The organism is Mycobacterium sp. 1245805.9, assembly GCF_001672915.1.
Classification (GTDB): Bacteria; Actinomycetota; Actinomycetes; order Mycobacteriales; family Mycobacteriaceae; genus Mycobacterium.
The window spans coordinates 18,151-36,010 of sequence record NZ_LZKR01000132.1; the positions used below are offsets into that span (position 1 = coordinate 18,151).

Here is a 17,860-nt window from a genome sequence, read left to right on the forward strand (position 1 = left end):
TAGGGACGCATCGGCCCGGTTTACCCGGGGCGCGCCGTGGTAACCGAACGAAATGGACAACAATCACACGTCCGATGCCAAACAGCGCGACCTCGACCCGTCTCGGGTGCGCCGCGACACCGGATTCCTGACCACCCAGCAGGGCGTGCGGGTCGACCACACCGACGATTCGCTGACCGCCGGCGAGCGGGGACCCACGCTGTTGGAGGACTTTCACGCCCGGGAAAAGATCACCCACTTCGACCATGAGCGAATTCCGGAGCGCGTCGTTCACGCGCGCGGCGCCGGCGCCTACGGTTTCTTCGAACCGTACGACGACTGGCTGGCCGAGTACACCGCGGCGAAATTCCTGACCACGCCGGGCACCCGGACCCCCGTGTTCGTGCGGTTCTCCACCGTTGCCGGGTCGCGCGGCTCGGCCGACACCGTGCGCGACGTGCGTGGCTTCGCCACCAAGTTCTACACCGAGCAGGGCAATTACGACCTGGTGGGCAACAACTTTCCGGTCTTCTTCATCCAGGATGGCATCAAGTTCCCCGACTTCGTCCACGCGGTGAAACCCGAGCCGCACAACGAGATTCCGCAGGCCGCCTCGGCGCACGACACGCTGTGGGACTTCGTCTCCCTGCAGCCCGAGACGCTGCACGCCATCATGTGGCTGATGTCGGACCGCGCGCTGCCGCGCAGCTACCGGATGATGCAGGGGTTCGGGGTGCACACCTTCCGCCTGGTAAACGCCAGCGGGGAAGGCACTTTCGTCAAGTTCCACTGGAAGCCCCGCCTCGGCGTGCACTCGCTGATCTGGGACGAATGCCAGAAGATCGCCGGCAAGGACCCCGACTACAACCGCCGCGACCTGTGGGACGCCATCGAGTCCGGCCAGTATCCCGAATGGGAACTCGGCGTGCAGCTGGTGGCCGAGGCCGACGAGTTCAACTTCGATTTCGATCTCCTCGACGCCACGAAAATCATTCCCGAGGAACAGGTTCCGGTCCGTCCCGTCGGCAAGATGGTGCTGAACCGCAACCCCGAGAACTTCTTCGCCGAGACCGAGCAGGTCGCCTTTCACACCGCCAACGTGGTGCCCGGGATCGACTTCACCAACGACCCACTGCTGCAGTTCCGCAACTTCTCCTACCTCGACACGCAGCTGATCCGGCTGGGCGGCCCGAACTTCGCGCAGCTGCCGGTGAACCGGCCGGTGGCCGACGTCCGCACCAATCAGCAGGACGGCTACTCCCAGCACGCCATCCCGCAGGGCCGGTCCAGTTACTACAAGAACACCCTCGGCAGCGGGTGCCCGGCGCTGGCCAACGACGACGTGTTCCGCCACTACACGCAGCGGGTCGACGGAACGGCGATGCGCAAGCGCGCCAAGTCCTTCGAGAATCACTACAGCCAGGCGCGGATGTTCTGGAAGAGCATGTCGGCGGTCGAGGCCGAACACATCGTCGCCGCGTTCGCCTTCGAACTGGGCAAGGTCGAAGTGCCCGACATCCGCTCGGCGGTGGTGGCCCAACTCGCCCGCGTCGACCACGGGCTGGCCGCCCAGGTGGCGGCGAAGCTGGGGCTGCCCGAACCGCCCGACGAGGCGGTCGACGGCGAGGTGGCCTCCTCGCCGGCGCTGTCCCAGATCGGGGTGGCCGACAGCATCGAGTCGCGCAAGATCGCCGTCCTGGCCGCGGACGGCGTGGATGTCGTTGGGACGCAACGCTTCAAGGAGCTGATGGCCGAGCGCGGCGCGACGGTCGAGGTGCTGGCCGCCGGCGCCGGCGGCGCCCTGCGCGGCGGGTCCGGCGGGGAGCTCCCCGTCGACCGGGCGTTCACCACGATGGCGTCGGTCCTCTACGACGCGGTGGTGGTGGCGTGCGGACCGGATTCGGTGGCGACGCTTTCCGAGGACGGTTACGCCGTGCACTTCGTGATCGAGGCCTACAAGCACCTGAAGCCGATCGGCGCGTACGGCAAGGGGATCGATCTGCTACGCGCCGCGCACATCGACACCCGCCTCGCCTCCGACAGCGACTCGGCCACCGACGTGGTGACCGACCGCTCCGTCGTGACGACGAAGGCGGCCGCCGACGACTTCCCCGACCAGTTCGCCGAGGAATTCGCCGCCGCACTGGCCCGGCACCGCTGCTGGGAACGCCAGACCGACCCGGTGCCGGCATAACCCATTCAAGGAGGAGAAACGATGCCACGTTCGTCGATCAAGAACGAGAAGATGTACCAGGATCTGCGCAAGCAGGGTGATTCCAAGGAAAAGGCCGCGCGGATCTCCAACGCGGCCGCGGGCCGGGGCAAGTCGTCCGTCGGCCGCAAGGGCGGCAAGGCCGGCTCCTATGCGGACTGGACCGTTCCGCAATTGAAGAAGAGGGCCAAAGAGCTTGGCATGTCGGGCTATTCGAGCCTGACCAAGGACAAGCTGGTGGCCAAGCTGCGCAACCACTGAGGGGCGTTGCGTGTGAATTGTGGGCCTGGCGTGTGAATCCTGGCCGGAAGAATCGCCGGGAGCCCGCCCTGCGCGCACACCGAAAGCCGCCGGCGCACACTCAACGCGACTAGCCGGTCAGGCCGAGCCGGTCGGCCAGCACCAAAAAGGCGACCGCGTAATCGTTGTCGGCGGTCCGCGACCTGATGCGCTCCCAGTCCAGCCTTTCGCGGACGGCCCGCACCGGCGGCAGCAGCTTGGCGAAGTCGCAGTGGTGTTCGTTCAGGGACCGCAGCTTCTGGATCACCACCATGGTCGGCGGTAGCACCGGCATCGCGATCGCCAACACGTCGCGCCGCTCGGCGCAGTCCAGCGTGGCCGGCTCCACGGGCTCGCCGTTGATGCGGTGCAGGATGTCGACGACGGTGTCGCCGGTGCGCGCCTTGAACAACCAGTCCTCCGGCGGGTGTTCGATCGCGAAGCCGGCGTCGGCGAGGGTGGCCTCGGCGCTCGCCACGTCGGTCTCGGCCACGACGAGATCCACGTCGTGGCTGGGCTCGGGCGCGCCGAAGGCCCACAGCGCATACGTGCCGGCCAACGCAAACCGCGGCCCGTTCTCCTTGAGCGCCGACGCCGCACCGCGCAACGCCTCCCGCAGCTGATTGCAGGACACATCCGAGGGGCTCTGGGTGGCGCTCATCGTGCAGTAGGTGATACCCGCCTTTCGGCGGGGCAACCTGTTCCGGATTTGCGTGACATCGTTTGTCGTCCGTTTAAGGGGCGGTAACACTGGCAAGTCTGGTGTTATGTCAGCCCCGGCCCTCCGCGCATACGACGGGGCTGCCGTCATGGCCAACGGTGGCCGCTCATGACCGCGGGACTGGTCAAGCACTGGCTCGACTCGGGACGGCTCGAGCTGCCGCTACCCGCCTCGGGGCGCACCGCCGAACGCTGGCAACGCCTGGCCCGGCTGGCCGAGGAGGACATCGTGGCGGCCCGGATCGCCGAGGCCCACGCCGACGCCGTCGCGATCCTGCACGAGCTGGGCGGCAAGCCGCCCGATTCCGATCAGCTGTGGGGCGTGTGGGCGGCCGAATCGTCCGACGATGCGCTGATTGCCACCAGGATCCGCGGCGGCGCGATCATCCTCAACGGCACCAAGGTGTGGTGCTCGGGCGCCGGGTTCTGCACGCACGCGCTGGTGACCGCCCGGCTCGACGACGGACGGTGCGGGCTGTTCGCGGTGCCGGTCACCGAACCCGCCGTCAAGGCGCTGCCGACCACCTGGTGGAACGTCGGGATGGCCGGAAGCGACACCAGGGCGGTGCAATTCACCAACGCGCGCGCCGTCGGCGTGGGTGACCCCGACGCCTACCTGACCCGGCCCGGGTTCTGGCACGGCGCCACCGGCGTCGCCGCCTGCTGGCTCGGCGGTGCGCGGCGCGTCGCCGAGCCGTTATACCGCTGCGCCACAAGCGAATCGGCGGACGCCTACTCCCTGGCGCACCTGGGCGCGGTGGACGCCGCGCTGGCCGCGGGCGAGGCCATCCTGACCACGGCGGCGATGCAGATCGACACCGATCCCTTCGACCGGTCCAACACCGCTCAGCTGCTGGCCCGTCGCGCGCGTACGGTCGTGGAACACGCGGTCGACGAGGCCATCACGCGCACCGGCCGCGCCCTGGGGCCGGGGCCGCTGTGCCAGGACGGCCGACACGCCCAGCGCGTCGCCGACCTGACCATCTACATCCGGCAAAGCCACGCCGAGCGGGACCTGGCCGAGCTCGGGCGCCTCGCCGGGCGACGATCATGAAAGCCCGGCCATGAAAACCCTGCTGGCGAGCAATTGCGCCAAGTTCGCGGCCAAGCCGCTGACCCGCGGCGGCACCCCGGCGCCGGTGTGGCTGGCCGCGCTGCACTCCGAACCGCTGCCCCCGCTGGACCTGACCGCGTGTCCCGGGTTGGTCGTCGTCGCGGCCCATCCCGACGACGAGACGCTGGGACTCGGCGCGACCACCGCCCAACTGGTCGCCTCGGGCGTCGACGTGCAGGTCATTTCGGTCACCGACGGCGGCGCGGCCCGCCCGGGTGTGACGGCGCGGGAGCGGACGCGTTGGGAGATCACTCGCAGGTACGAACTATGCCGGGCGGCAAGCGTTTTGGGGATCCCCGAGCCGGTGTCGCTGGCGCTGCCCGACGGGCAGTTGGCCGACCACGAGGACGCAATCGCCGATCTCCTGGCGGGCATCCTCGCCGCCGCCGCGCCCGGGACGTGGTGCGCCGCCACCTGGCGGGGCGACGGGCATCCCGATCACGAGGCCGTGGGGCGCGCGGCCGCGGAGGCCTGCCGGCGCACCGGCGCCGTGTTGCTGGAATACCCGGTGTGGATGTGGCACTGGGCCAGCCCGGCCGACCCCACGGTGCCCTGGCACCGCGCCCAGTCGGTGCCCGTGCCCACTCGGGCCCTCGCCCGCAAACGCCTCGCCGCGCATTGTTTTCGCAGCCAGCTCGAGCCGCCCGCCACCGGGGCGGCGCCCGCCGTCCCGCCGTTCGTGCTGCAACGGCTGCTCGCGGTGGGCGAGGTGGTATTCCGGTGACCACCGCGGCGCATGCCGGCATCGAGGATCCCCGGCCGCTGCCGACGCGGTGGTACCAACAGCGCCGGGACGCCATCACGCTGGCGATGCTGCCCGACCGCCGGTACCGGCACGCGTTGCAGCCGGGCTGCTCGATCGGGACGCTGACCGCCCAGCTGGCCGCGCGCTGCGATCGGGTGACCGCGATGGACGTGGCCGAGGCGGCGCTGCGCGGCGCGGACGCGCGGTTGCGGCGGGCCGGCAGCCGGGATCGGGTGACGCTGTACCTGTCGTCCCGGGACGCGCCGTGGCCGCCCGGGCCCTTCGACCTGCTGGTGCTCAGCGACGTCGCCTGCGACCTGGAGGCCGACGCGCTGGCCACGGTGTTGTCCCGCGAATGCCCGCGGCTGCGGCCGGGGGCGAAAGTCGTTGCCGCACACTGGCGCCACCCGGTGGCCGGCCGTCCGCTCACCGGCGACGCGGCCCACGCCGTCATCGCGGAGACGCCCGGGCTGGTGTCCATCGCCCGATACGGGGACCGCGACGTGGTCATCGAGGCATTCGCCACAGGCGGCGGCTGGACAGCGGCTAATTGGTGACCGCGGCCCGGGAGTGGGTATCGAAAAGGGTATGCGCGTCGCGACCTTCAACATCCTGCACGGCCGCACCGTCGGGAACGGGGTGGATCTGGCGCGGCTGCGGGACTGCGTGCGCCGGCTGGATCCGGACATCCTCGGGCTGCAGGAGGTGGACTGCGAACAGCCTCGGTCCGATCGCGCCGACCTCACCGCGGTCGCCGCGGAAGCCATGGGGGCCGTGGAGCATCGGTTCGTGGCCGCGATCTCCGGCACGCCGGGCGCGACGTGGATGGCCGCCACCGGCCGCGAACAACCCGGCACGGCGGCCTACGGGATCGCGCTGCTGTCCCGGTTCCCGGTGGCCAGTTGGCAGGTGGTGCGACTGCCCCGGATTCCCATGCGGTTTCCCATGTATCTACCCGGCCCGAACCGGGTGATGATCGTCGACGAGGAACCGCGCGCCGCCGTCATCGCGCAGCTGCACACCCCGTGGGGCGGCCTCACGGTGGCCAACACGCATCTGTCCTTCGTGCCCGGCTGGAATCGGCGCCAGCTGCGCCGGCTGATCCACGACCTGCACGGCTTCCCGGGTCCGCGGCTGCTCACCGGTGACCTCAACATGACGCCCGACGCCGTGCGCCGCTGGTCCGGCATGCGGCCCCTGGCGGTGGCCGCAACCTTTCCCGCGGAAACCCCCAACCGCCAGCTCGACCACATCCTGACCGACGACCCCGGCCTGCGCGGTGGCGCCGTCGAATCCGATGTGATGCCGATCTCCGATCACCGGCCGCTGGTGGTCGACCTGGAGCACGCGTGACGGGCTGGGGCTATCTGGCGGCCCATCCCATCCCGTCGAGCCGCCGCTGGACCCGGCCGATGTCGTCCGGCAAGGGCAGCTCGTCGGTGACCCGGAGGATCTCCACCCCGACGTCGGCGTCGTCGATCGAGCGGTGCTTGCGCCCGGTGAGGGTGGTCGCGATCGTGGTGACCTCGTCGTCGCACACTCGCCGCGGCAGCAGCGCCAGCAGCGGCACGTAGCCGAAGGGCGGCGTGCCACGCGGATAACCGGCGCGCAGGAACGCGATGATGCTCGACACCGTGCCGCGTAAGACCATCCCTCACCTCCCGCCGCCGCGCCAAGTGGTCTTGCCAGGAATACCCGGCGTGCCGGTTTGAAACCACAGAGCGGTTTGAACCACAGAAGGGGGCCCGGTCCGCCCGCCGGCCCGGGCCCCCAGTGGAGATGGCTTACTGGTTTTGCTTCTGGCGCTCTTCGGCGGCCTTGGCGCCGGCGCGCGCGGAATCGGCCTCGGCTTCCTTCTTGCCCGCGTCGCGCTGGGCGTCCGCCTTGTCCTGCTGCGCCTGACCCTCTTCGACGAGGTCGTCGCGACCGGTGACGGTTCCGCCGACCTCCTTGACCTTGCCCTTGACGCCCTCGACGGTGCCCCTGACGGCCTCTTGTGGTCCGCTCTTGTGATCGCCCATTGGTCGACCTCCCTCTCGGTGGTTACGTCTTGATTCGCATCTACCGGCTTCCCGCAAGGCTCGGGGCCAAACACTCCCCGCGCGATCGCGGGGCGAACGTTTCGCCATGCGAACCGGTCTGTTTGAACGCGACATTTGCGGGTAGTTACTGCTCCCGACTGCTCAAGGGGGTGGAGTCACTGAGCACCATCGCTGTCATCGGTGCGACCGGCACGGCCGGGGCGCGCGTCGTCGCCAGGCTGAAGGCCCGCGACGTCGAGGTCGTCGAAATCTCCCGCGCTCACGGCGTCGACGTGATCACGGGACGGGGGTTATTCCAGGCGCTTTCGGGGGTCGACGTCGTGATCGACGTCTCCAACCCGATGCCCGCCGACGGGAGTTCGAACATCACCCAGACGGTGGCCGCCGCAACCCGCAACGTCGTGGGAGCCTGCGCCGCGCGCGACGTCCGGCGGCTGGTGGTGTTGACGGTCGCCGGCATCGAGGATCCCTCGTTCGACGGCTTTCCGTATTTCGAGGCCAAGCGGGCCGCCAAGCAGATCGTGCTCGACGGCCCCGTGCCGGTGACCCTGGTGAAGTCGACCCAGTGGTACGAGTTCGCCACCAACCCCGCCGCCGTGAGTTCCCGCGACGGCGAGGTGGTCGTCCAGGACTGGCTGATCCAGCCCATCGCCGCCGACACCGTCGCCGACGTGCTCGTCGAGGCCGCCCTGGCGCAGACGCATCGGCCACACACGATCACCGGCCCACAGGCCGTCCGCCTGCCTGAGCTCACGTCCAAACTGCTCGCCCGGCAGGGCGACAAACGTCGGGTGCGCGCCGTGCAGCCCGCGCTCGGCGCGCTCGGTACCGGGGCGCTGTTGGCGTCGGACGGCGCCATCGTCGTCGGCCCCGACGTCGACACGTGGCTGCACTCCCTGTCCTCACCCGACTCGGACGGCGACGCTGCGCCGACGAGGCTGCAAACGCGGGATCTTTCCCATACCTGCCGTTAGGCCGAGGAGCGAGGTCACGGTTGCGTCACGATCGGTGTCACGATTGGTTAAGAACCGGGGCCGTTCTCTAAGAATTCTCAACATTGCGCGTCGTATTTATTTGCTCGCTTAGCGAAAATGGGGCTGGTGGGGCGATCGTGCCCTGCGTGGTCCGCGGTGTTCGTTTCGAGCGAACGTCCCCACTTTCGGCTTTCGCTACCTTGGTCTTCGAGGATCGGGAGCCTCTCTGCAAGAAATCAATTGATCAATTTCGAAGGACAAGTCTGATCATGAAAAACAGCAGTATCGTCGCGCGCCGGCGAGTTGCCGGCATCAGCGCGGGCTTCCTGCTCGGGGGATTGACCGTGGGCATCATCGGCGCCCCGTCCGCGGCCGCAGCGCCCGACTGCAGCCCCGCCGGTGTGAACGCCACCGTGTCGTCGGTCCAGGGGGCGGCGCAGCAGTACCTGGCCGCCCACCCCGACGCCAACCAGGTGGTCACGGCCGCCTACGGCCAGCCGCGACCGGAGGCCGAGTCGAGCCTGCGCGGCTACTTCACCGCGCATCCGCAGGAGTACTACGACCTGCGCGGCATCCTGGCGCCGATCGGCGACACGGAACGGCAGTGCAACGTCAAGGCCCTGCCGCCGTTCCTGGACTCGGCCTACCAGGAGTTCATGGCCGGCTGATCACGCCGGGAGACGACCCGCCACAACGGAGTGGCGGGTCGTTTCGCGTGTACCGCCGGCGGGTATTGAGCGGGTACTTGTGCAGTCAGCCAATGCGACTGGAGGCAACGATGCGGCTGCGTCGCAGCGATCTCGGCAAGCCGGGGATCGCACGCAAACGCCGGGGCAAGGGCTTCGCCTACTACGACCCCGAGGGCAACCTGCTGTCCGATCCGGACACCCTGGAGCGCATCAAGGACCTTGTCATTCCGCCCGCATGGAAGAAGGTGTGGATTTCGCCCGATCCGAAGGGCCACATCCAGGCCGTCGGAACGGACGCGGCCGGGCGCCGGCAGTACCTGTATCACACGGCCTGGCAACAGGAACGCGCCGAGGAGAAGTTCGACCGCGTGCTGGAGCTGTCGGTGCAGTTGCCGATGTGGCGGGCGCGCATCGCCAAAGACCTGACCCGCCGCGGCTTGACGCGCGAGCGGGTGCTGGCGGTGGCGCTGCGCCTGCTCGACCGAGGCTACTTCCGCGCCGGCGGTGAGCAGTACGCCGAGGAGCACGAGTCCTACGGATTGGCCACCCTGCTGTGCAGCCACGTCACGGTGCGCCGCCACGCGGTCGAATTCGACTTCCCCGCCAAGAGCGGGGTGCGGCGCACGGTGGAAATCGAGGACCCCGAAATCGTTCGCGCGGTGCGCGCCCTGATCCGGCGCCCGCAGCGCACCGACCGACTGCTGGTGTGCCGCACCGGATCCGGATGGGTCGACATCCGCTCCGACGACCTCAACGCCCGATTCAAGGAGATGGTCGGCGACGAGTACACGGTCAAGGACCTGCGCACCTGGCACGGCACGGTGCTGGCCGCGGCCGCGTTCGCGGACGCGGACCCGCCGGTGTCGCAGCGGGTGGTCAAGCGCGTCGAGTCCGCGGTGATGAAGGAGGTCGCCGAGGAACTCGGCAACACCCCGGCGGTGGCTCGCGGATCCTATGTCGACCCGCGCGTCGTCAGCGGCTACGAGCAGGGCCTGACGATCGAAACGGCGGTGCGTCGCGCCGAACGCGCCCGTAGACCCGAGGCCAAACAGGAAATCCTGGAGAAGGCGACCCGCATGCTCATTCGCCGAGTCGCCACTCGTCACAGCGGTTCTGGGGCGTCCGCACTGCCCAAGAGCGCCTGACCCCACGACGGCGACGGATCAGGGAATAAGGGCCGCGATTTCGGGTATGCGCACATTTGTGCGCCGGAGCACGCGCGAAAGCGCTGCCCGGAAAGCCGCCCGGAGAGTCGAACCCATGGCGATCCGGTCCCGTTCGGCGCGGCGAACAAGCCGACGCGGGCAGATTCGCGCGCCCAACGACACCCCAACGCCTGTCGAGGAGGGCAACCAATGTCGAAGCAAGAGGTCTCGGACTACCTACTGGAGCGGCTGCGGACGTGGGGCGTCGAGCACGTGTTCGGCTATCCCGGCGACGGCATCAACGGAATCCTGGCCGCGTTCGGACGCGCCGACAACCGGCCCATGTTCATCCAGTCGCGGCACGAGGAGATGAGCGCCTTCGAGGCGGTGGGGTACGCCAAATTCACCGACCGCGTCGGGGTGTGCATGGCCACCTCGGGCCCCGGCGCGATCCATCTGCTCAACGGGCTCTACGACGCCAAGCTCGACCACGTCCCGGTGGTGGCCATCGTCGGCCAGACCAACCGCAGCGCCATGGGCGGGTCCTATCAGCAGGAGGTCGACCTGCTGAGCCTGTTCAAGGATGTGGCCAGCGACTACGTCCAAATGGTCACCGTCCCAGAGCAATTGCCCAACGTGCTGGACCGCGCGATCCGGGTGGCGATGGCGGTTCGAGCGCCCACGGCGCTGATCATCCCGGCCGACGTGCAGGAGCTGCCCTATTCGCCGCCCACCCACGCGTTCAAGATGGTGCCCTCGAGCCTCGGCATCGAGTGGCCCGCGGTGGCGCCCGACGACGCCGCCGTCAAGCGGGCGGCCGAGGTGCTCAACGCGGGCAAGAAGGTCGCCATGCTGGTGGGCTCCGGCGCCCGCGGGGCGCGCGAGGAGCTGACCGAGGTCGCCGACCTGCTCGGCGCCGGGGCGGCCAAGGCGCTGCTGGGTAAGGACGTGCTGAGCGACGAATTGCCTTGGGTTACCGGCTCGATCGGCCTGCTGGGCACCCGGCCGAGCTACGAGCTGATGCGCGACTGCGACACGCTGCTGACCGTGGGTTCCAGCTTCCCGTACACGCAGTTCCTGCCGGAGTTCGGTCAGTGCCGCGCCGTGCAGATCGACGTGGACGGCCGGTTCATCGGCATGCGCTACCCCTACGAGGTCAACCTGGTCTCGGACGCGAAGGCCGCGCTTCGGGCCCTGATTCCGCACCTGCGCCGCAAGGAGGAGCGCGACTGGCGCGACACCGTCGAGGCCAACGTGTCGCGCTGGTGGGAAACCATGGACATGGAGGCGAAGGTCAGCGCCGACCCGATCAACCCGATGCGGTTGTTCTCCGAGCTGTCCCCGCAGCTTCCCGACGACGCGATCGTCACGGCCGACTCCGGTTCGGCCGCCAACTGGTACGCGCGAAACCTGCGATTCCGCGGCAATATTCGCGGCTCGCTGTCGGGCACCCTGGCGACCATGGGCCCCGGCGTGCCGTACGGCATCGGCGCGAAGTTCGCGCACCCGCAGCGGGCGGTCATCGTGTTCAGCGGTGATGGGGCCATGCAAATGAACGGCATGGCCGAACTCATCACGATCAAGCGGTACTGGCCGGAGTGGGACGACCCGCGCCTCGTCGTCGCGATCCTGCACAACAACGACCTGAACCAGGTCACCTGGGAAATGCGGGCGATGGCCGGCGCGCCGAAATTCGCGGAATCCCAGAACCTTCCGGACATCGACTTCGCCGGGTTCGCCGCCAGCCTGGGTCTGAACGCGATGGCCATCAAGGACGGAGACGAGCTCGCGGACGCCTGGCGCAACGCGTTGTCCGCGGACCGTCCCACCGTGCTGGACGTCTACACCGACCCCGACATGCCGCCGATTCCACCGCACGCCACCTGGGACCAGTTCAAGGCGGCCACCGCCGCGGTGCTGTCCGGCGACGAGGACCGCGCCGGCTTCGTCAAGGTGGGCCTGAAAACGAAGGTCCAGGAGTTCCTGCCGCACAAGAAGAACTGACAGGGTGGGCCGAGCGATGACTGGGACTCGCACACCCAAGTTGTTCGAAGCGCTGGCCGCCGACCTGCGCGCCGAGGTCGACGGCGAAATCCGGTTCGACCCGGGGTCGCGCGCGACCTATTCCACCGACGCCTCGAACTACCGGCAGGTGCCCATCGGGGTGGTGGTGCCGCGCACCCCGTCGGCCGGCGCCGACGCGATCGGCGTGTGCCGCCGCCACGACGTGCCGGTGTTGTCGCGCGGCGGCGGGACCAGCCTGGCCGGCCAGTGCTGCAACGCCGCGGTGGTCATCGACTGGAGCAAGTACTGCACGCGGATCGGATCGGTCGACACCGAGTCGGGCATCGCCGTGGTGGAGCCGGGCATCAAGCTCGACGTGCTCAACGACCACCTGAAGCCGGCGAACTGGATGGTCGGCCCCAAGCCGTCCACCCACGTCAGCTGCGCCATCGGCGGGATGATCGGCAACAACTCCTGCGGTTCCAGCGCCCAGGCGTACGGCAAGATGGTCGACTCGGTGCGCCGCCTCGAGGTGGTGACCTACGACGGCCTGCGCATGTGGGTCGGGCAGACCGGCGAGGACGAGTTCCGCCGGATCCTCGACGAGGGCGGCCGCAGGGCCGAGATCTATCGCGGCCTCAAGGCGATCGCCGAGCGGCACGCCGACGAGATCCGCTCCCGCTATCCGGACATCCCGAGGAGGGTCTCGGGCTACAACCTGGATTCGTTGTTGCCGGAGAACGGCTTTCACGTCGCGAAGGCGTTGGTGGGCTCGGAGAGCACGCTGGTCACCGTGCTGCGCGCGGAGCTGCAGCTGGTCCGGCCGCCGGCGGCGACCGCGCTGGTGGTGCTGGGCTTCGACGACATCGGGGCGGCGGCCGATGCGGTGCCGGCGGTGCTCGAACACGACCCCGCCGCGCTCGAGGGCCTGGATCACCGCCTGGTCGAGCTCGAGCATTCGCAGAAGCTGGCCCAAAAGGCGCTGCAACAGCTTCCCGATGGCAACGCCTGGCTGATGGTTCAGCTCGACGGCGACAACCAGGACGAGGCCGACCGTAAGGCCAAGTCGATGATCCACGCCCTGGAGAAAAAGAAGGTGCACATCGACGCGACCGTGCTGGACGACCCGCAACGCAAGCAGGAGGTGTGGGCGGCTCGCGAGGCGGGGCTGGGCGCGACCGCGTACCCGCCCAACGAGCCCGAAACCCACGAGGGGTGGGAGGACGCGGCGGTGCCGCCGGACCGGCTGGGCGATTACCTGCGGGATTTCCGCAAGCTGCTCGAGCGCTACGACTACGAAAGCGCTTCGCTTTATGGCCATTTCGGCCAGGGCTGCGTGCACACCCGCATTCCGTTCGTGCTGCGGACCGCCGAGGGCATCGCCAAATACCGTTCCTTCGTGGAGGATTCGGCGCGGCTGGTGGTGGATTACGGCGGCTCGCTGTCCGGCGAGCACGGTGACGGCCAATCGCGCGGCGAGCTGCTACCGATCATGTTCGGCGAGAACGTGGTCAAGGCCTTCGAACAGACCAAGGCGCTGTTCGACCCGGACAACCGGATGAATCCCGGCAAGGTCGTGCACCCGTACCGGCTCGACGAGAACCTGCGCTTCGGCGTGGACTACCGCCCGGCCGAACCCGACGTCATGTTCGCCTATCCCGACGACGACCACCGCTTCTCGCGGGCGGCCGCCCGCTGCGTCGGGGTCGGCAAGTGCCGCGGCCACGAATCGGGCGTGATGTGCCCCAGCTACCGGGCCACCGGCGAGGAGGAGCACTCCACCCGCGGGCGGGCGCGCCTGCTGTTCGAGATGCTGCAGGGTGACGTCATCACCGACGGCTGGCGATCCACCGAGGTGCACGACGCGCTGGACCTGTGCCTGGCGTGCAAGGGCTGCCGCAGCGACTGCCCGGTCGACGTCGACATGGCGACCTACAAGGCCGAGTTCCTGTTCCAACACTATCGGGGGCGCTTCCGCCCGATGGCGCACTACTCGATGGGCTGGATCCCGTTGTGGGCCCGCCTGGCCGCGGTGGCGCCGCGCGCACTCAACACCGTCGCGCACGCGCCCGGGTCGTCGACGCTGCTCAAGAAGGTCGGCGGCATCGACCCGCACCGCGAGCTGCCCAACTTCGCCGACGAGAGGTTCACCGCCTGGTTCCGCCACCGCACCCCGGCCGCCGCCGCGCCGGCGCGCGGGCGGGTGGTGCTGTGGCCGGACAGCTTCGTCAACAACTTCGAACCCGACGTCGGCAAGGCCGCCGTGGCCGTGCTGGAGGCGGCCGGGTTCGAGGTCGAGGTTCCGCGACGCACCCTGTGCTGCGGACTGACCTGGATCTCCACCGGCCAGCTGAAGGTCGCCAAACGCGTTCTGCGGCGCACCCTTACGGCGCTGCGCCCGGCGCTGCGGACCAGCACGCCGGTGGTGGTGCTGGAACCCAGCTGCGCCGCGGTCTTCCGGTCGGACCTGCCCGAGCTGCTTTTCGGTGACGAGGACGCGCACCGGCTGGCCAAGCAAACCCGCACCCTCGGCGAGCTGTTGGCCCAGAGGGCCCCGGACTGGGACCCGCCCCAGATCGACGCCCACGCGGTGGTGCAACAGCATTGCCACCAGCACGCGATCCTGGGCTACACCAAGGACAAAAAGCTGCTCGTCGACGCCGGTGTGGACGTGGACGTCCTCGACGCCGGATGTTGCGGCCTGGCAGGCAATTTCGGCTTCGAGAAGGGCCACTACGACGTCTCTGTGGCGTGCGCAGAGGACAAGCTGATGCCCGCGCTGCGCGACGCCGACGCCGACACGCTGGTGCTGGCCGACGGCTTCAGTTGCCGCACCCAGATCCGCGCGCTCGCCGCCGACCGGCAACCGCTGCACCTGGCGCAGGTGCTGGCCCGCGCCCTAGCCGAGCCCCGAACGCGCGCCGCGCAGGTCGTCGACGAATAGCCGGTAGGCCTCGTCGTGGGATTCGCTGCGGTCGCGCAGCACCGCCGACGGGTGCACGGTCGCGACCACGATCGGCTCGGGCGTCACCTCGACGTCCACAGCGGCGGGCAGCGCGATCACCTCGCCGCGCTGGGCGGACACCCGAAAGTCCGCTCCCAGAAGCGATTGCGCGGCCGTCGCGCCGAGGCAGACGATCACCCGCGGTGCCACCGCCTCGATCTCGGCGATCAGCCACGGGCGGCACGCGACGACTTCGGTGCGGCTCGGTTTCTGGTGGATGCGGCGCTTGCCGCCCTTACGGGTGAACTTGAAATGCTTGACCGCGTTGGTCTGATAGGTCAGCGTCGGGTCGATGCCGGCGTCGTCGAGCGCGCGGGCCAGCAGCCGGCCCGCGGGCCCGACGAAGGGCAGGCCCGCGCGGTCCTCCTGGTCCCCCGGCTGCTCGCCCACCAGCATGATGGGCGCGCCACGGTGCCCGTGGCCGAACACCGTCTGGGTGGCGTCGGCGAACAACGGGCAGCCGTGGCAGCGCTCGGCCGCGGTTTTCAGCGAATCCAGCCCGCGATCCTGCGGCAGGTAGCGCGCGGCGCTGGTCTTGGGCGCGGCCATGATTCAGGCCGTGATCAGCCCTTGCCCATGATGGCGTCCCGGGCGCGGTCCAACATCGCCGCGAACGGGCCCGCGGTCAGGTTGGCCGCCTGGGACTCGACGCCCGGGTGCGGCCGCGTCGGCGCGATCGCCTCGGCGAGCTTGGCGGCACGCCCCATCCTGGCCAGCTCGTCGTCGCTCAATTCCTCACCCAGCTTGGCGAATTCGTCCTTTTCCTCGTGCTCGGCGTGGTCGATGACGGCATCGCGGAGTTCCGTCAGCTGACGGGTGAACTCCTCGCTGTCGACGTCGAGCTTCTCGAGCTTCTGCAGGACGGTCTTGGCCTCGTGCTCCTCCTCCAGCCGCTGGTCCACCACCGCGGCGCCGTCGGCGATCTTCCGCTTGGCGCGCGGGTGGACGATTTCCTCCTCGGCGGTCTCGTGCACCGCGAGCAGTCGCCGGAGTTCTACGAAGGCCTTCTCCCGTTCCTTCCCCGAGGCCGACAGCGTCTCGGCGAACATCGACTTGATCCGCTCGTGCTGGCTGACCAGAAAGTCGACCACATCGGAGCGTGACTTGATGGCGGTCTCTGCCATGATGTCCCCTCCCATCTGCTTACTCATCAGCGCGCGGGCTGTTGCGCGCTCCCTAGCGGCTACCCGAGGCGCGCGGGCACCAAACGGCGCGGGCCGCCGCCACAAAAAGGCGTGTGAGGTGCGCGGTTTGGGGTAATTCTCCGGAATGAGCCGCTGGTCTCGACGGATGCGACGCCTGGGCGCGGCCTGCGCGCTCGGCGCGGTCACGGTGGCGCCCGGTTGCGCGGCGCCGGGGACCTCCCTGGAGAGCGCCCCCGAGGTGGCGCTGTGGCACGTGGGCGCGGCGCTACGGCAACCGGTCTGGTCGTATCGCACGAACGCGCTGGTCGCGATGACCGATGACAACCGGCTGGCCGCGGTGACGGGCGCCGCCCGCGCCGACGACGCGACCACGCGGCTGTCTGCGCCGCTGCCGGTGGGCCGCAACCTGCAGATCAGCCAGAAGGACGACGGAGTCGTGTTCGTCCCGCAACCGCAACGCGGCAGGGTGGCCGCCGTCGACCTGGAAAGCCTGCGCCAGACCGCGGATTTCGACGCCGGCCCCGCCCCGGCATACCTGGCCGAAGACGCCGGGATGCGGATCCTGCTCGCCCTGTCGGCGGACGGGACGGCCGTGACGCCGGTCGACCAGTACGGCTTCCGCAAGCTGCCCACCGCCCCGGTCGGCGACGAACCCGCGGACAGCATCGACGGCGCCAATCGCGGGCGAAAGATCGACTACCATGCCTATGCGCCGTCGGGAATCCGCTATTACGAGGGCTTCTCGTCCCCGCCGCAGAGACGCGGTTCGCTGGGCATGGACGTCGCGGTTGCGGCCGGCGACGGTGCCGCGGACACCCGCAACTACGTGGCCGGCCACGACAGCGCCACTCTCTACGCTGTCGACTCGCGCCGCGGCGGCCGGGGAATGCAGGTGCTGGCGAGCGCCCGGCTGCCGTCGCCGATCCGCGAACTCGGCACCGACGACACCCGCATCTACGCGGCCACCGACCGCGAGGTCGTCGTGCTCGAGGCGGACAGCTTCACCGGCTTTCCGGACCAGAAGATTCCGGTGATCCGCGTGACCAATTACCGGACGGCCCTGCCCGCCGGCGCCGCGCAATCCGCGCGTCCCTCGGGCATTGCCATCGGGCCCCACCGCGTATACCTCACCCTGGCCGGCACGCCCTACGTGGTCAGCGTCGCCAAGCCGCACCTGTGATGCAAGGGAGAAACCGATGAGCGCGACACGAAACCCCGCAAGGCCGGCGGGACACGCGGTGGCCATCGACGGCGACGTCGAGCTGATCACCGGACAGATCAGGGCGCTCAAGGAGCTTGCCAAGCAGGACGACGAGACGCCGATCAGCGAAGGGCAACGCTACGACTTCAGCATCCGGTGGGGCACCGTGCTGGCCGGCCGGCTGCGCCGCCTGGTGCACTACAGCTCGCTCGGCCGGCTAACCGACACCGACGAGCGCACCTTCGACGCGTTGCGCCACGAGCTGCGCTCGCTGGACCACCTGATCGAACGGTTCCGCCTCGCCCAACCGAACTTCGCCGACAGCCCGCCCGCTAAGGCGACGCGCTTCCGCCCCCGTCGCTGAGAAAATCCTTGCGGCACAGGACGATTCCGGTTCGCGGCTTGGCGCAGTCCGGGTTGCTACAGGTCAGCGCGATCATGTAGGCGTCGCGATCCTCGTCGAGGAACAGGAAGCCGAGGTACAGGGCGTCGCCGATGTCGAATTCCGTTCCGCCGCAGCATTCGCAGTACCCGCCCTTGGCCGCGATCTGCTCGGCCACCCGTTCGCGGGCGGTTGCGTCCAAGGCGGTCAGTTCCGGGTTCATCC

19 protein-coding genes are annotated in these 17,860 nt (G+C 69.4%); 13 read left to right on the forward strand and 6 right to left on the reverse strand.

Going from position 1 to position 17,860, the window contains the following annotated elements:
* The first annotated feature begins 52 nt into the window (after window positions 1–52).
* Window positions 53–2,173 (forward strand): catalase, encoded by a 2,121-nt coding sequence (locus A9X00_RS18545; RefSeq protein WP_067156516.1) that lies wholly within the window; start codon window positions 53–55, stop codon window positions 2,171–2,173.
* Between the two features lie 21 nt (window positions 2,174–2,194).
* A complete protein-coding gene (locus A9X00_RS18550; RefSeq protein WP_067156519.1) occupies window positions 2,195–2,452 on the forward strand; it encodes a Rho termination factor in 258 nt (85 codons plus the stop codon).
* A 109-nt stretch (window positions 2,453–2,561) separates the two neighbouring features.
* Here A9X00_RS18550 and A9X00_RS18555 read toward each other — a convergent pair whose 3' ends face one another.
* A complete protein-coding gene (locus A9X00_RS18555; protein WP_067156522.1) occupies window positions 2,562–3,131 on the reverse strand; it encodes a nucleotidyltransferase in 570 nt (189 codons plus the stop codon).
* Between the two features lie 168 nt (window positions 3,132–3,299).
* Here A9X00_RS18555 and A9X00_RS18560 point away from each other — a divergent pair, with 168 nt between their 5' ends.
* The 4 genes from A9X00_RS18560 to A9X00_RS18575 are packed head-to-tail and all read left to right on the forward strand — an operon-like array spanning window position 3,300 to window position 6,402.
* Window positions 3,300–4,244, forward strand: a complete 945-nt coding sequence (locus A9X00_RS18560; RefSeq protein WP_067156527.1) for an acyl-CoA dehydrogenase family protein — start codon at window positions 3,300–3,302, stop codon at window positions 4,242–4,244.
* A gap of 10 nt (window positions 4,245–4,254) precedes the next feature.
* The gene (locus tag A9X00_RS18565; protein WP_067156531.1) at window positions 4,255–5,028 is read left to right on the forward strand and encodes a PIG-L deacetylase family protein; all 774 of its coding nucleotides are present in this window, start codon (window positions 4,255–4,257) and stop codon (window positions 5,026–5,028) included.
* Entirely contained in the window at window positions 5,025–5,606 is a 582-nt protein-coding gene (locus A9X00_RS18570) for a class I SAM-dependent methyltransferase (RefSeq protein WP_232006877.1), read from the forward strand. Before A9X00_RS18565 ends, A9X00_RS18570 begins: the two co-directional genes overlap by 4 nt.
* Before the next feature lie 31 nt (window positions 5,607–5,637).
* The gene (locus A9X00_RS18575; RefSeq protein WP_067156533.1) at window positions 5,638–6,402 is read left to right on the forward strand and encodes an endonuclease/exonuclease/phosphatase family protein; all 765 of its coding nucleotides are present in this window, start codon (window positions 5,638–5,640) and stop codon (window positions 6,400–6,402) included.
* Window positions 6,403–6,412: 10 nt separating this feature from the next.
* Here the strand turns inward: A9X00_RS18575 and A9X00_RS18580 are convergent, their stop codons facing one another.
* Window positions 6,413–6,700 (reverse strand): DUF3349 domain-containing protein, encoded by a 288-nt coding sequence (locus A9X00_RS18580; RefSeq protein ID WP_067156536.1) that lies wholly within the window; start codon window positions 6,698–6,700, stop codon window positions 6,413–6,415.
* 133 nt (window positions 6,701–6,833) lie between these two features.
* Entirely contained in the window at window positions 6,834–7,070 is a 237-nt protein-coding gene (locus tag A9X00_RS18585) for a general stress protein CsbD (protein ID WP_067156538.1), read from the reverse strand.
* A 170-nt stretch (window positions 7,071–7,240) separates the two neighbouring features.
* Here A9X00_RS18585 and A9X00_RS18590 point away from each other — a divergent pair, with 170 nt between their 5' ends.
* The 5 genes from A9X00_RS18590 (at window position 7,241) to A9X00_RS18610 (ending at window position 14,847) form a co-directional block, all read left to right on the forward strand.
* The gene (locus A9X00_RS18590) at window positions 7,241–8,065 is read left to right on the forward strand and encodes an SDR family oxidoreductase (RefSeq protein WP_067156543.1); all 825 of its coding nucleotides are present in this window, start codon (window positions 7,241–7,243) and stop codon (window positions 8,063–8,065) included.
* Window positions 8,066–8,334: 269 nt separating this feature from the next.
* On the forward strand, window positions 8,335–8,733 hold the full coding sequence (locus tag A9X00_RS18595) for a heme-binding protein (protein WP_067156545.1): 399 nt from the start codon (window positions 8,335–8,337) through the stop codon (window positions 8,731–8,733).
* A 110-nt stretch (window positions 8,734–8,843) separates the two neighbouring features.
* Window positions 8,844–9,899 carry a DNA topoisomerase IB gene (locus A9X00_RS18600; protein WP_067156652.1) on the forward strand — a complete coding sequence of 352 codons (1,056 nt, stop codon included), beginning with the start codon at window positions 8,844–8,846 and terminating at the stop codon, window positions 9,897–9,899.
* 210 nt (window positions 9,900–10,109) lie between these two features.
* On the forward strand, window positions 10,110–11,903 hold the full coding sequence (locus A9X00_RS18605; RefSeq protein WP_067156548.1) for a thiamine pyrophosphate-requiring protein: 1,794 nt from the start codon (window positions 10,110–10,112) through the stop codon (window positions 11,901–11,903).
* A 16-nt stretch (window positions 11,904–11,919) separates the two neighbouring features.
* Window positions 11,920–14,847, forward strand: a complete 2,928-nt coding sequence (locus A9X00_RS18610; RefSeq protein ID WP_067156551.1) for an FAD-binding and (Fe-S)-binding domain-containing protein — start codon at window positions 11,920–11,922, stop codon at window positions 14,845–14,847.
* On the opposite strand, the gene A9X00_RS18615 is transcribed toward A9X00_RS18610, so the two are convergent.
* Together A9X00_RS18615 and A9X00_RS18620 are read right to left on the reverse strand one after the other, a co-directional pair.
* Window positions 14,803–15,456: a UdgX family uracil-DNA binding protein gene (locus A9X00_RS18615; protein WP_067156554.1), complete on the reverse strand. Its 654-nt coding sequence runs from the start codon at window positions 15,454–15,456 to the stop codon at window positions 14,803–14,805. The genes A9X00_RS18610 and A9X00_RS18615 overlap by 45 nt on opposite strands.
* A gap of 14 nt (window positions 15,457–15,470) precedes the next feature.
* Entirely contained in the window at window positions 15,471–16,031 is a 561-nt protein-coding gene (locus A9X00_RS18620) for a hemerythrin domain-containing protein (RefSeq protein ID WP_067156557.1), read from the reverse strand.
* A 166-nt stretch (window positions 16,032–16,197) separates the two neighbouring features.
* On the opposite strand from A9X00_RS18620, the gene A9X00_RS18625 reads away from it, so the two are divergent.
* On the forward strand, window positions 16,198–17,232 hold the full coding sequence (locus tag A9X00_RS18625) for a hypothetical protein (protein WP_197515204.1): 1,035 nt from the start codon (window positions 16,198–16,200) through the stop codon (window positions 17,230–17,232).
* Window positions 17,233–17,248: 16 nt separating this feature from the next.
* Complete coding sequence (locus tag A9X00_RS18630; protein WP_067156563.1) at window positions 17,249–17,617, forward strand: hypothetical protein; 369 nt, start codon at window positions 17,249–17,251, stop codon at window positions 17,615–17,617.
* Here A9X00_RS18630 and A9X00_RS18635 read toward each other — a convergent pair.
* Entirely contained in the window at window positions 17,586–17,858 is a 273-nt protein-coding gene (locus A9X00_RS18635) for a hypothetical protein (protein ID WP_067156566.1), read from the reverse strand. The genes A9X00_RS18630 and A9X00_RS18635 overlap by 32 nt on opposite strands.
* Between the last annotated feature and the right edge of the window lie 2 nt (window positions 17,859–17,860).

Coding starts and splice junctions, on each gene's coding strand:
- A9X00_RS18545 (WP_067156516.1), top strand. CDS start 53: ATGGACAACAATCACACGTCCGATGCCAAACAGCGCGACCTCGACCCG.
- A9X00_RS18550 (WP_067156519.1), top strand. CDS start 2,195: ATGCCACGTTCGTCGATCAAGAACGAGAAGATGTACCAGGATCTGCGC.
- A9X00_RS18555 (WP_067156522.1), bottom strand. CDS start 3,131: ATGAGCGCCACCCAGAGCCCCTCGGATGTGTCCTGCAATCAGCTGCGG.
- A9X00_RS18560 (WP_067156527.1), top strand. CDS start 3,300: ATGACCGCGGGACTGGTCAAGCACTGGCTCGACTCGGGACGGCTCGAG.
- A9X00_RS18565 (WP_067156531.1), top strand. CDS start 4,255: ATGAAAACCCTGCTGGCGAGCAATTGCGCCAAGTTCGCGGCCAAGCCG.
- A9X00_RS18575 (WP_067156533.1), top strand. CDS start 5,638: ATGCGCGTCGCGACCTTCAACATCCTGCACGGCCGCACCGTCGGGAAC.
- A9X00_RS18580 (WP_067156536.1), bottom strand. CDS start 6,700: ATGGTCTTACGCGGCACGGTGTCGAGCATCATCGCGTTCCTGCGCGCC.
- A9X00_RS18585 (WP_067156538.1), bottom strand. CDS start 7,070: ATGGGCGATCACAAGAGCGGACCACAAGAGGCCGTCAGGGGCACCGTC.
- A9X00_RS18595 (WP_067156545.1), top strand. CDS start 8,335: ATGAAAAACAGCAGTATCGTCGCGCGCCGGCGAGTTGCCGGCATCAGC.
- A9X00_RS18600 (WP_067156652.1), top strand. CDS start 8,844: ATGCGGCTGCGTCGCAGCGATCTCGGCAAGCCGGGGATCGCACGCAAA.
- A9X00_RS18605 (WP_067156548.1), top strand. CDS start 10,110: ATGTCGAAGCAAGAGGTCTCGGACTACCTACTGGAGCGGCTGCGGACG.
- A9X00_RS18610 (WP_067156551.1), top strand. CDS start 11,920: ATGACTGGGACTCGCACACCCAAGTTGTTCGAAGCGCTGGCCGCCGAC.
- A9X00_RS18615 (WP_067156554.1), bottom strand. CDS start 15,456: ATGGCCGCGCCCAAGACCAGCGCCGCGCGCTACCTGCCGCAGGATCGC.
- A9X00_RS18620 (WP_067156557.1), bottom strand. CDS start 16,031: ATGGCAGAGACCGCCATCAAGTCACGCTCCGATGTGGTCGACTTTCTG.
- A9X00_RS18625 (WP_197515204.1), top strand. CDS start 16,198: ATGCGACGCCTGGGCGCGGCCTGCGCGCTCGGCGCGGTCACGGTGGCG.
- A9X00_RS18630 (WP_067156563.1), top strand. CDS start 17,249: ATGAGCGCGACACGAAACCCCGCAAGGCCGGCGGGACACGCGGTGGCC.
- A9X00_RS18635 (WP_067156566.1), bottom strand. CDS start 17,858: ATGAACCCGGAACTGACCGCCTTGGACGCAACCGCCCGCGAACGGGTG.